The organism is Nostoc piscinale CENA21, assembly GCF_001298445.1.
Lineage (GTDB): Bacteria > Cyanobacteriota > Cyanobacteriia > Cyanobacteriales > Nostocaceae > Nostoc_B > Nostoc_B piscinale_A.
This window is the reverse complement of sequence record NZ_CP012036.1, coordinates 4,001,601-4,014,812: the sequence shown is the minus strand read 5'-3', so window position 1 is coordinate 4,014,812 and position 13,212 is coordinate 4,001,601. Positions and strand designations below refer to the sequence as shown.

Annotated in this window: 10 protein-coding genes and 1 pseudogene; 5 read left to right on the top strand and 6 right to left on the bottom strand. The window is 41.1% G+C overall.

The annotated features are described in order from the left end of the window. Nucleotides 1–6 precede the first annotated feature (6 nt). A complete protein-coding gene (locus ACX27_RS17430; RefSeq protein WP_062294719.1) occupies nt 7–2,022 on the bottom strand; it encodes a serine/threonine-protein kinase in 2,016 nt (671 codons plus the stop codon). 379 nt (nt 2,023–2,401) lie between these two features. Between ACX27_RS17430 and ACX27_RS17425 the strand changes: the two genes are divergently transcribed. From ACX27_RS17425 to ACX27_RS17415, 3 genes are all read left to right on the top strand, one after another. Then, nucleotides 2,402–3,664, top strand: coding sequence for a pre-peptidase C-terminal domain-containing protein (locus tag ACX27_RS17425; RefSeq protein ID WP_418006147.1), 1,263 nt, complete (start codon nt 2,402–2,404; stop codon nt 3,662–3,664). A gap of 91 nt (nt 3,665–3,755) precedes the next feature. Beyond that, nucleotides 3,756–4,253 carry a hypothetical protein gene (locus ACX27_RS17420; protein ID WP_062294717.1) on the top strand — a complete coding sequence of 166 codons (498 nt, stop codon included), beginning with the start codon at nt 3,756–3,758 and terminating at the stop codon, nt 4,251–4,253. A gap of 6 nt (nt 4,254–4,259) precedes the next feature. Further along, a complete protein-coding gene (locus ACX27_RS17415; protein WP_062294716.1) occupies nt 4,260–4,730 on the top strand; it encodes a protein tyrosine phosphatase family protein in 471 nt (156 codons plus the stop codon). Between the two features lie 117 nt (nt 4,731–4,847). Here the strand turns inward: ACX27_RS17415 and ACX27_RS17410 are convergent. Together ACX27_RS17410 and ACX27_RS17405 are read right to left on the bottom strand one after the other, a co-directional pair. After that, nucleotides 4,848–5,695: pseudogene (locus ACX27_RS17410) on the bottom strand (metal ABC transporter permease). A 57-nt stretch (nt 5,696–5,752) separates the two neighbouring features. Beyond that, the gene (locus ACX27_RS17405) at nt 5,753–6,577 is read right to left on the bottom strand and encodes a metal ABC transporter ATP-binding protein (protein ID WP_144427479.1); all 825 of its coding nucleotides are present in this window, start codon (nt 6,575–6,577) and stop codon (nt 5,753–5,755) included. 194 nt (nt 6,578–6,771) lie between these two features. Between ACX27_RS17405 and ACX27_RS17400 the strand changes: the two genes are divergently transcribed. After that, nucleotides 6,772–7,710, top strand: a complete 939-nt coding sequence (locus tag ACX27_RS17400; RefSeq protein ID WP_418006840.1) for a metal ABC transporter substrate-binding protein — start codon at nt 6,772–6,774, stop codon at nt 7,708–7,710. Nucleotides 7,711–7,912: 202 nt separating this feature from the next. Further along, nucleotides 7,913–8,272: a hypothetical protein gene (locus tag ACX27_RS17395; protein ID WP_062294714.1), complete on the top strand. Its 360-nt coding sequence runs from the start codon at nt 7,913–7,915 to the stop codon at nt 8,270–8,272. 107 nt (nt 8,273–8,379) lie between these two features. Here ACX27_RS17395 and ACX27_RS17390 read toward each other — a convergent pair whose 3' ends face one another. From ACX27_RS17390 to ACX27_RS33980, 3 genes are all read right to left on the bottom strand, one after another. After that, nucleotides 8,380–11,577 (bottom strand): efflux RND transporter permease subunit, encoded by a 3,198-nt coding sequence (locus tag ACX27_RS17390; protein ID WP_062294713.1) that lies wholly within the window; start codon nt 11,575–11,577, stop codon nt 8,380–8,382. Between the two features lie 80 nt (nt 11,578–11,657). Continuing rightward, on the bottom strand, nt 11,658–12,857 hold the full coding sequence (locus ACX27_RS17385) for an efflux RND transporter periplasmic adaptor subunit (protein WP_235526253.1): 1,200 nt from the start codon (nt 12,855–12,857) through the stop codon (nt 11,658–11,660). Beyond that, nucleotides 12,814–13,059: a hypothetical protein gene (locus ACX27_RS33980; protein ID WP_235526252.1), complete on the bottom strand. Its 246-nt coding sequence runs from the start codon at nt 13,057–13,059 to the stop codon at nt 12,814–12,816. Before ACX27_RS33980 ends, ACX27_RS17385 begins: the two co-directional genes overlap by 44 nt. Nucleotides 13,060–13,212: the final 153 nt, after the last annotated feature.

Genomic DNA, 13,212 nt, shown 5'->3' with positions numbered 1-13,212 from the left:
GCGTCTCTACGGCAATATAGGCCAAATTTTAATGATGTTTTCTGCACTACCACCACTAGCGATCGCTTTACCATCCGCACTAATAGCGACAGAATAAATATAACCAGAATCACGTTTTAATGTGCGAATTTCTTTACCATTTGCCGGATTCCACAATTTAATTGTATTATCACTACTGCCACTGGCAAGGATGATTCCGTTGGCTGTTTTGCCATAAGCAACAGAATTGACTTTATCAGAATGTTGTTTAAGGGTACGAATTGTCTCGCCTGTTGTGACATTCCAAAGTTTAACTGTTTTATCTTTACTACCACTAGCCAAAGTTTTACCATCAGGGCTGAAGGCTAAAGAAAGAACGAATTGTGAATGACCTTCTAGAGTCCGAATTTGTTTACCAGTTGCTACATTCCAGAGTTTAATTGTTTTGTCCCAACTACCACTAGCTAAAGTTTTTCCGTCGGGACTAAAAGCGACGGTTGCAATAGCTTGGTTGTGTCCTGTCAGAGTACGAATTAACTCACCAGTTGCTAGGTTCCACAGTTTGATTGTCTTATCTAAGCTCCCACTAGCCAAAATTTTACCATCAGGACTAAAAGCAACAGCCGCTACGCCGTCAGTATGTCCGTTGAGGGTGCGAATTTCTTCGGTTGTGCCTAGATTCCAGAGTTTAATTGTTTGATCTGCACTACCACTAGCGAGAATTTTACCATCAGGATGGAATGCGATCGCCCAAATCCATTTAAAGTGTCCTTTGAGGGTGGAAATTTCGGTTCCCGTCGCTAGATTCCATAATTTGATTGTTTTATCATCACTACCACTTGCTAAAATTTGACCATTAGGCGCAAAAGCAACAGAATTAACATCACTCGCGTGTCCTCTAAAAGTTTTGGGTTGGTCTAGATTTTCTGAGACTGCGGTAGTATCAAGCTTAGGGAGAAACTGAAAATACCAAATTCCGCCTAATCCCAACAGTATTACGACAACATTGACGAGCAGTAACTTTTGCCAGTTGTCATTGATTTTGAACGCCAATAACCTCTGCTGGCTTCCTGGAACCGTTAGTAAAGTTGGTGCAGATACAAATAAGCTAGTTGATGTTGGAGATGCTAAGGATTGTTTTTTCAAGTCTTGTAGGACTTGTTCGGCTGTTTGATAACGTTGTCTGATATCTGTAGTCAGCAGTTTATCCAAAACTTTCCCTAACTTTGAGCCTATAGCTATCCGACCTGTATGTGTATTCGGTAAATATCGCCGCCAAGATGTCACCCAACCATAGCCTTGCTGCATCCATAATTTTGACGGTGCATTTCCCGTCAGCAAATAAAAGCAAGTCACCCCCAAACTATATAAATCACTAGCTGGATAAGCTTGACCATCTTGCATTTGTTCAATGGGAGTATAACCATGTGAACCAATGGTTGTGCCTAATTTAGTATGCACTGTGGCTGTTAACTGCTTGGATGCACCAAAATCAATTAAGATTAATTTGCCATCACTGCGACGACGAATAATATTTTGTGGTTTAATATCTCGATGAATTACGCCGCGATCATGAATAAATTTTAGTACAGGCAGTAAATCGAGCAGAACTCGCATAACTTGGTTTTCGTTATAAGTTACTCCTTGACGTAATTCCTGGAGTAAATTCTGTCCATCAATAAATTGTTGAACTAAAAATAAATAATTATCTTGCTCAAAATAAGCTAATAAAGCAGGTATTTGGGGATGTTCTCCCAAATGTTGTAATCTTTTTGCTTCTTCTTGAAATAATGCAATTGCTTTCTTAATAGCAGCAGCTTCTTGAACTTTGGGTGCGAATTGTTTAACTACACACCATTCATTCAGTTTATCTGCATCTTCCGCAAGATAGGTTCTGCCAAATCCACCTTCATCTGATAGTACTTTAATGACACGATAATGCCCTCGCAATAATCTTACTAATGGTGTATTGCAACTTTGACAATACTGATTTTCATCTGAATTTAACGGTTCAGGGCAATCGGGATTCAAGCAGCAGACCATACTGGGAATCCATTTTCTGTTTGTATCTATGTTAATTGATGACGTATAATTTTGCTATGAAGTTGCTAGAAAACTTCTAGCAATCAAATAATTAATATACACTTATATCAGTGGTTATAAATTGACAATACTCGAATTTTCTTGTTTATTGGTAGTATTATAACTATTGTTGATAATTTGTATTGTCTCAATTGTATGTTCTCTATTCATTACCAAGACAGTGCTGAGTATTGACTATGACCAATAAAATTTTTATTATTTTTTAATTACTTATTGTTCATTTAAAAGCGTATCCATCTATAGGCAGAGATAACTTAATAAAAAGCAAAAAGAGGAGTGTAATATGGCAGGAAAAAGCAATCACAAATCCCGCATAAGGATGAATTTGACTTTATTGATTTCTATTAGTAGTGTAGCGATCGCCAGTCATATCCTGCCAATCTCTGCTTTAGAAATCCCTACATTTTCTAGACAATTTCAACTTGCGAAAACACCCGATGAACGCCAGCCAGAAGCAGTACAACAAGGTATTGAACAAATTCCGGCTGCGGAACCACCTGTAACACCACAGCGCACTCAATCTATTGATTCACCTTTACCAGTGCGTGTCCCACAGCCAGACACTAACCCAACTCCCCAACCAGCACCGACTAATTCTACTCCCGAAGCATCTCCACCAGAAAGTAACCCCACACCGCAACCAGCACCCGTAAGGTCAAATCCTAGAGAAACTAATTCCCCAGCGCAACCAGCACCTGCTAATTCTCCACTCAGAAACAGTAACCCCACACCGCAACCAGCGCCTGTAAGGTCAAATTCTAGAGGAACTAATTCCCCAACGCAACCATCACAAAATCGGTCTGTATCACCAACTCCAGGTAGAAGACAAACACCAAACACTAACTCAGGTAGAGGTAGAAACTCTAGGGGTGTAGCTGCTGCTTCCTCTGGAACACCTGCTTATAAAAAAATCAACTTTGTTGATATTGCCTTCGGTATTCTGGATAAAAGAGATTTTCAATCGCAAGGTAGGCGATATCATTTCTATCAATTTGAGGGTAGAGAAAACCAACTAATTCAAATTCGTCTGCTAGGTAGTGCAGATCAAAGGCGTTCTAATAACTTAAGTTTACGTCCTTATATGTTTCTCCTCGACCCCAATAATAACGTCATCCTCAAACGAGGTGGTGGTGAAACCGAAAGGGATGCTTTTATCTTTGCACGCTTACCTGTAGCGGGTATATATACAATTGCTGTGACTAGCCAAAACCCTGGAGATACAGGTCGCTATAGTCTGGCGATTCGAGATGATCGAGCCAGCTATATTTTAGACGAAACAGGAGAATTGAGTCAGCAAAACTTAGTCATTAAACAAAATGGTACTCCCTACAATGTGACGCAATTTCAAGGAACAAAAAATCAATTGGTGAGTATTCGTGTAGATAGTGTAAATGAAGAGTTTTCGCCTTATATAGTTTTACTCAATTCTCAAGGACAAAGGATTGCTGCTAATAGCGATCGCGATGGTAAATATAGCACCCTCATTGACCGCGCGAGATTACCTGAAGATGGTACTTATTATATAGTTGTGACCTCTAGTAATCCTAACCAACGCGGTAATTACCGATTAACTTTGTTTTAAAATCGGTTACAACTTAATCAAGGTTGACAATATCTCTGCATAGGGAGATATTGTCATACTTTGTTTAACCATCAAAGAATAGTAAGAAAATATGCGATCGCAACATGAAACAAACCTTTTTTCGACCTTAATTGAAGATTACAATATTGCAGGAGAATATCTGTTAGAAAATTCCGGTTCAGTGATTACTCAAACTAGTCTTAAGGATATTACTTGGGAAAATCTGCGGATAAAAGAAACAGAAATGTATGGTATGAGAATATTAGGGTTTCCTGATTTAAAAAAAGAAACTTTTGATAATTGGATATCGATTAATAGTCAACCTTCCTTATTAAGTTCATATATTAATAATCCCAAAGTTAATTTACTGTCTAGCGCAGAGTATGACAACCTTTTCAATCAAGATGATCATAGATGGTCTATGTTTTATACATTCACTCGTCCAGGTTTTTCGGATGATTTTTCTCAAGCGTTAATTCAGATGACTGCTTTTTGTCCCATAACACCACAATATGGCAATTTGCTATACATGGAAAGAACTGGCAATAAATGGGAAAATAAATTATCTTATGGGCTATTTAGTCAATAAAGATTTATGTCTGCCAAAACTCATCTTGCAGAAATCTACAACTTTCTCCAAATATCAGATACAATTGCCACTTCAGGACAACCAACCGCCGAACAATTTGCAGCCATCAAAGCCGCAGGCTATCAACTCATAGTTAATCTAGCCTTACCAACATCAAGTAATGCTTTACCCAATGAACAAGAAATTGTCGAATCTCAAGCAATGCAGTATGTCCACATTCCAGTAGAGTGGGAAAATCCGACACTGGAAGATGTGACAAAGTTTTTTGGTGTCATGGAAACCAATTCAGATAAGCAAATCTTTGTTCACTGCGCTGCTAATATGAGAGTCTCGGCTTTTATCTATCTTTTTCGCCGCATACATCAAGGGTTAGATAATGCAGCAGCCGAACAAGATTTACATAAAATTTGGGTTCCGAATGAAGTATGGCAGAAGTTTATTCAAGAAGTATTAAATATCTATAGCAGTCCTATTTGATATGGGAACAAAAGAGACAAGGGGGACAAGGTGGAGACGTTTGTAAATTATTTAGGATTGGTATATCAATAAAAGTCATAACTTGAGAAATACTCTGTGTTTTTGGCGTTAAACAACTTACTTGCGATTCACACTTGGCATCAAAACTCCATGCTTCGGACTAAATAATAATGCCAAAATAAATAAACCTGATACTACCAAAACAATCGCCGGGCCGGAAGGCAAATTATAAAAGTAACTGAGATACATTCCACTAATACTAGAAAACACCCCAATTCCTGCACCTAAAATCATGACTTCATGTAAGCGTTTGACTAATAAATAAGCTGTCGCACCAGGAGTAATTAACAGCGATAGAACTAAAATGACACCCACAGCTTTCATACTGGCGACAATTGTTAAAGCAATGAGTAACATTAATCCAAAGTTGAGACGATTTACTGGTAAACCGGCGGCGTGAGCGCCTAAAGGGTCAAAGGTGTAAAATAAAAGTTCTTTGTAGATTAAAATTACTACTACTAAAACAATTGTGGCAATGATTGCTGTGTCTCGCACTTCATCAACGGTAACACCGAGAATGTTGCCAAACAAAAAGTGATTCAGGTCGATTTTGTTATCTTTTTGAACAACTGTAATTAAAGTGATACCAAGGGCGAAAAAATGCAGAAAAAAACTATGCCCATTGCAGCATCTTCTTTAATTGGCGATCGCGTCCTAATCCATGCAATCGCCATTGTACTCAAAACCCCGGCGATAAATGCGCCAACAAAAATATTTGCGCCTAACATAAAGGCGATCGCTAATCCTGGTAAAACAGAATGACTGATAGCATCGCCCAGCAGTGCGAGTCGTTGCACCATTAAGTAACTACCCACAACTGCACACAACAAACCAACTAAAATTGCAATCACTAGCGATCGCTGCATAAAGCCATATTGTAATGGCTCGATTAGTGCTTCTAGCATAAAGATTTAAACGAACCGCAAAGGGCGCAAAGTACGCTAAGAAAGAGAGTTGAAGTTTTAAGCTGCGTCGGAGAAGTACATAACTTTACCGCCGTAAGCCAAATGTAGGTTTTGTTCGGTGAGGACTTGTTGTCGGGAACCTGTGGCGATTAGTTCGCGGTTGAGTAAAATCAAGTCATCAAAATGGGTGATGGATTCGCCTAAGTCGTGGTTGACGACTAGGACGATTTTATTTTCGGCGGCGAGTTCTTGGAAGACTTCAAAAATTACGGCTTGGGTTTTTTGATCAATCCCTACCAATGGTTCGTCAAAACAAAAGATGTCTGCTTGTTGTGTCAAGGCGCGGGCTAAAAAGACTCGTTGTTGTTGTCCTCCTGATAATTGTCCTATGGGGCGATCGCGAAATTCACTCATCCCCACTCTTTCTAAGGCGCTGTTGGCGATTTGGCGACTAACTCCCGAAAAGCTACGCAACCAGCCTGTTTTCTTGACTCTTCCCATCATCACGACATCCCAAACTGTGGCGGGATAAGTCCAATCAATTTGGCTGCGTTGGGGGACATAAGCCACCTTTGACTTTTGCTGCATCAAGGGTTGGTTTTGGTAATTCACCACACCACTACTAACAGGAACCAAGCCCAACATTGCTTTCATTAGCGTACTTTTACCAGCACCATTCGGGCCAAAAATCCCTGTTAATCTACCCGGTTGAATCACACAGTTTATATCTCTCAAGGCTTCTTGAGTCCGGTAATGTACTCCCAAGTGGGCTATAGAAATTGCATCTGTTGAATTCATATCAATAGCTTTGATATACGATGCAGAACGTTCACCAATCTTTTGGGTATGTCCCAAGTTGGCGTAAAAAGAAACGTTTTCCATAAGGGTATTTTCATATTTATTACTTGAGCTTACTACAAAAATGAGAGAAATATGAAAAAATCTATAATAAGCAGTAATGTCACAGATAAATGAGCGTAATACCTGAGATAGAGGGCGTTCTCGTCCAGCAAAAGCCAACCATCCCTAGTCAGAAAACAGAAATTTTTAGCTTGATTTCTCGGCTGTGTCTGGGAATGCTTTTACCATTGGCTTTGTTTAGTTGTAGTCAAAACAACAGCAACTCCACAACTGCCAAAGGTAGTGATAAACCGAGGGTTGTGGCTACTAGCACCATCATTGCAGACTTAACCCAAGAAGTTGGCGGTGACGAAATTCAACTCAAAGGAATCCTCAAACCCGGTGCTGATCCCCATGTTTATGAACCAGTCCCCGCCGATAGTCGATTTTTGGAAGAAGCTAATTTAATTTTGTATAACGGCTATAACTTGGAACCAGGATTAATTAAGTTAATGAATGCGGCGGGAAAAGGAAAGAAGGTAGCCGTAGGGGAAGTAGTAAAACCATTGGAGTTAGATAAAGGTAAAGGTGAAATTGTACCAGACCCCCATGTTTGGGGAAGTGCGGAAAATGCAGCCGCAATGGTAAATGTAATTCGAGATGCGTTGATTGAGTTATCGCCAGCAGATAAAGCAAAATTTACCGAAAACGCAGCAGAATTAACCGATGAATTAAAACAACTGCATACCTGGATAAATCAACAAATTCAAACTATTCCGCCATATAAACGCAAACTAATTACAACCCATGATGCTTTTCAATATTATGGACGTGCATATAGTATTGCGATCGCAGGCACTTTAATTGGCATCAGCACCGAAGAACAACCAAGCGCCCAAACTGTACAAAGATTAGTAGAATCAGTGAAAAAAACAGGTGTACCTGCAATTTTTGCCGAAACTACTATTAATCCCACCTTAATTAAAACCGTAGCTCAAGAAGCAGGCGTGAAACTAGCACCACATCAACTCTACTCTGATTCAATTGGCGCAAAAGGTAGTGATGGTGAAACATACATCAAAATGATGGAGGCAAATACACGCGCCATTGTTGAAGCTTTGGGCGGTAAATATACACCATTTCAACTGATGAAAACAACTGCACCTAAACAATAGCAATCTGTCGATAAGTAGTAGTGATAAATTATTTGGCTATTTCTGAAGAAAGAGGTAAAGTTTTATCTATTGAAGCTAATATATAACTCCAGATATGTAACTATTAATTTCATCAGAAACTCTCTCTGAGGAAAGAATTAATCATGGCTGCAATTTTATAAATTAAGTTAGTAAATACATAGTTTTAATTTGTGAAATAGCCATGACTAAAGAACTAGAAAATCAAAATAATCAACCAGAAAATAATCAAGCAGAAATTGAACAGCCTGTTAGCAAAGATTGGCATTCACGCGAAGAACCAACAGCTAAAGAAAGAAACTTAACAGCAAATCCAGGAGACAGAATCTCAGATAAACCTGAATCTGTAGAAGAGAAAGCAAAACAAGTTGCTGTTGATTCACCAGATATTACAGGCGATCACATCACAGTTCCTACATACTTTGTTGTAGAAGAACCCAACGGTGAGAAAAAGGCGCTGCACCATGTTAAGGATGCAGAAGAAATTTCTGATGTGATTCGTCAAGCCAGAGTTGACGAGAATGGTAATCGGATTTGGTGGTAATAGTTGACTCTGTTAATGTTAACTAGATAGAGACTAAAAATGAGGCTTAGATCCCCGACTTCTTGAAGAAGTCGGGGATCTTGTTGTTTACAAATGATTTAGGACTGCTATAGTTTTACACTGCATGAGAATCTGGTTGTTTGCGCCATTGGCGTTTTTTTCATAAAGCTTTGCCAAGATTCCATATATGTATAAAACACAGGTGTTAAATACAGCGTTAAAAATTGGGAAAACAGCAATCCCCCAACCACTGCTAAACCAAGGGGACGGCGTGTATCTCCGCCTGCACCCAATCCCAGGGCGATGGGTAAAGTTCCCATTAAAGCGGCCATTGTGGTCATCATAATGGGGCGAAACCTGACGACACAAGCCTCATAGATAGCATCATAAGGAGTTTTACCACTTTGTCGGGCTTCTATGGCGAAGTCAACCATCATAATGCCGTTTTTCTTCACAATTCCAATTAGCAGGATGATGCCAACAAAGGCATAGATATTCAAATCAACTTGGAATAACAACAAGGTTAACAACGCCCCAAATCCAGCGGAAGGCAAACTCGAAAGAATTGTCAAAGGGTGAATAAAGTTCTCATAGAGAATTCCCAACACAATATAAATTACTAAAATCGCCACCAATAGCAATAATCCCAACCCTTGTAAGGAAGACTGGAATGCTTGTGCAGAACCTTGGAAACCTGTAGTAATACTCGCGGGTAATGTTTGACGGGCGATTTGTTCAATTTTTTCAGTGACGCTACCAAGAGATACACCGGGTTTGAGGTTAAAGGAAATAGTTACAGAAGCTAACTGTCCTGAGTGGTTAATAGTTAAAGGCCCCACACCTTTAGAGATGGTAGCGACGGCGTTTAAGGGTACTAATTGTCCAGTCGGGGAGTGAATTGACAACAATTCTAAGGCGCTGGGATCTCCCTGATATTTGGGTTCAACTCCCATAATCACTTGATATTGACTATCTGAAGCGTAGATTGTGGAAACTTGTCGTGTACCGTAGGCATTACTCAGGGCTGTTTCGATTTGTTCGGCTGTTAGCCCCATAGATGCAGCTTGATCACGGTTGATGTCAACTTGCACTTGAGGGTTTTTGATTTGCAAATCACTGTTGACATCTTGTAAATCAGGTAATCCCCGGAGTTTTTCTTCTAAAGTTGGCGCATATTGATATAACTCTTGAATATTGGGACTTTGTAATGAGAATTGATATTGGGCTTTGCTTTGTTGTCCGCCAATATTAATCGCTGGTGGGTTTTGCAAAAAAACCTTCATTCCAGGGATGCGCGATAGTTTTGGGCGCAGTTCTTGGACAATTTCATCAGCACTCAATTTACGTTCTTCACGGGGTTTGAGACTAATAAATAAGCGCCCAGTATTACTAGAAGAATTTGCCCCTCCTGCACCGACGCTGGAGTTAATCGCCCTGATATTTGGGTCACGATCTGCGATCGCCGCTACTGCCTGTTGATGTTTTACCATTTCATCAAAGGAGATATCTTCGGCGGCTTGGGTAGAGGCGGTGATTTGTCCCACATCCGCAGTGGGAATAAAGCCTTTCGGCACAATCATGAATAAATAAACTGTGGCGACAACAATTGCCCCAGAGATAAACATTGTCGTGCGATGATATTTGAGCGATCGCTTTAAACTCCACTCATACCCACCCAACATAACATCGAAATATAATTCGGAAGTATTATAAAGTCCCCGGTTAAATCTTTGAATTCTGCCTTTGAAACCTTTTTTCACTGGTTCTGCTACGTCTTCTTGCTGGTGATGGGGTGGACGCAAGAATCGAGAACACAGCATTGGTGTCAAACTTAGTGAAATTATTCCCGATACCAAAATCGCCACGCTGATAGTTACAGCAAACTCGCGGAATAATCGCCCTAAAATCCCGCCCATAAATAGTACCGGAATAAACACGGCGACTAAGGAAATGGTCATGGACAAAATTGTAAAGCCAATTTCCCGTGAGCCATTCAACGCTGCCTGCAAGCGACTTTCACCCATTTCCATGTGACGGACGATATTTTCTAGCATCACTACCGCATCATCCACCACGAACCCGACGGAAAGAGTCAACGCCATCAGTGAGAGGTTATCAAGAGAAAAACCCAGCAGTAACATTACGCCAAAGGTGGCAACTAAAGATAAAGGTACTGCCAAACTCGGTATAATTGTCGCCCGGAGGTTGCGAAGAAATAAGAAAATTACCAACACAACCAAAGCAATAGTCAATAACAGCGTAAACTGGACATCATCAACCGATTCGCGGATAGCTTGGGAGCGATCGTAGAGAATTTCCATATTCACGGCTGCGGGTATTTGTTCGCGGAATTTGGGTAGCAGTTTTTTAATCGCTTCCACAACTTCGACGGTATTAGTTCCTGGTTGCTTTTGAATCGCTAAAACAATTGCCCGTACACCAGCATTAGATTTTTGCTTCGCCTTTTCTGTCTTAGTAAAATACCAACTCGCAACTTTGTCATTTTCTACACTATCCAAGACTTGGGCAATTTCTCCGAGTTGGACTGGCGCACCGCCTTGATAACTGACAATTAAGGAACGATAGGCAGCCGCATCATTGAGTTGTCCGTTGGCTTGAATTGTATAATTTTGCTCTTGACCGTAAAGTGTCCCCGTAGGGATGTTGGCGTTCCCTTTACTAATAGCGTCCGCAACTTCATCAACACCTATACCTTTGGCACTGAGAGATTCAGGATCAAGCAAAACTCTGACAGCGTACTTTTGGGAACCGTAGACTTGCACCTGCGCTACCCCATTCACCATTGATAAACGTTGTGCCAGTTGCGTCTCTGCATACTTGTCTACGGTGGACAAGGGCAGAACAGCAGAATTTAGGGAGATGTAGAGGATGGGCTGATCTGCCGGGTTCACCTTGCGGTAGGATGGGGGGCTGGGCATATCCGCAGGTAATTGCCGTGTTGCTTTGGCGATCGCAGCTTGCACATCTTGGGCAGCCCCATCAATATCTCGACTTAAATCAAATTGCAGTGTTACCTGACTACTACCCAAGGAACTAGTAGAGTTCATCGAACTCAAACCAGCAATACTCGAAAATTGTGCTTCTAGTGGTGTTGCCACCGATGCCGCCATTGTCTCTGGATTCGCCCCCGGCAAGTTAGCACTCACCTGAATTGTGGGAAAATCCACATTCGGCAAGTCGCTTACAGGTAACATTCGGTAACTCATCAGCCCGAAAATCAAAACGCCAATCATTACCAAAGTCGTCATGATTGGGCGACGAATAAATAACTCAGAAATATTCATAGATTTTCCTATTTTTTATAGCCAAGAGCATTTGAATTAGGACATTTCTTTTGAGAGCCTGAATGCTAGGAGTAGTGTTTTTACCTCCTGCCTCCTGCCTCCTGCCCTCTGCCTCCTCCTAATCCCTGCTTAACTTGCACTGCTGCCCCTGGTACAAGGTTGAATTGTCCGTCGATGACTACTTGCTCGCCTGGTTTGATGCCTTGAGCGATCGCAGTTTCATTATTGACTGCATCTCCCACAACTACAGGACGCATTTCTACTGTGTTATCTGGTTTGACTACATACACAAATTGCTGTTGCTGTCCGGCTTGGATGGCTTTGGTGGGTACAGTCACAGCATTGGGTATCTCAGATAATTTCAGAACAACGTTCACAAATTGTCCTGGTAACAATCGCTCGTCATCATTGCTAAATGTGCCTTTGAGTTGAATTGTCCCAGTTTGAGTATTTACGCCACTGTCAACAAAAGTTAAATAGCCATGTACAGGATTTCCTGAATCTTTAGGCGGTATCACATCAACTTCTAATTTGTTGTTGCTGGTGTACTTTTTCAAATCTGGCAACATTCGCTGCGGAATCGAGAAGTTTACATAAATCGGGCGAATCTGGCTGATGGTAATTAAGGGATCTGTGGAATTGGCGGTGACTAAATTACCTTGATTTAACTTAAGACTGCCTGTGCGTCCGGTAATGGGCGAATAAATAGAACTATAAGAAAGTTGAACTTTGGCGCTATCAATTGCGGCTTCATCTGCGAGGACTGCTGCTTGAGCGTTTTTTACATCTGCCTTGGCGGCTTCTACTGCTGCTTGGGCATTAGCTACTGCATCTTGATCTGCTTTGACGGTTGCCTTTTGAGCCGTGGCGCTGGTTTGGTATTGTTCTGCCTGTTCTTTACTAATCGCACCCTGTTCTAGCAACCCGGTATAGCGTTGCGCCTGGACATTGGCGTTATTCGCCTGGGCGACATCTTTCAAGACTGTGGCTTTGGCTTGGTTGACTTGAGCGATCGCTTTGGTAACATTCGCCTCAGATTGCTTGACTAAAGCTACATCTTTGGCTTTTGCCGCCATCGCTTGCATCAATGCTGCTTGCTGGGGACGGGAATCGATCTGAAACAGCAAATCCCCCTTTTTGACGTTCTGTCCTTGGCGGAAATACACTCCCGTTAACTGTCCTCCAATCTGTGACTTGACAGATACTGTAGAATATGATTCTACTGTACCTGTGGCTTTAATCAAGATGGGTATAGTTTTTTGAGTAGCAGCCGCAACCATCACAGGTACAGGGCGTTTTTTTCCCTGCGTCTTTCCCTGCTGATTGGGCTTCCGAAGCTTTAGCACAAGCAGAACAGAAACAAGCTAAACTTAGCATCAGTAGCCATAACCGCCTTGTGGGCAGTAAGCTGCGATCGCTCAAACTCTTGGGCAGAAGTTGCAACACAGGATTTGTAATTAAGACAGAAGCTAAACGACTCATATTCACACAGAGTGGCTCGTGTTTTCCGCAAAAATGTCTAGTTTATTAGTTAAGCTTTATGTTAGTTTATCTAAACATTAGAATGCTAACAATTTATCTGAAGTAATAGACTGGATGTAAGTATTAAAACTTTCCAGACATTTGAAAAGTGAA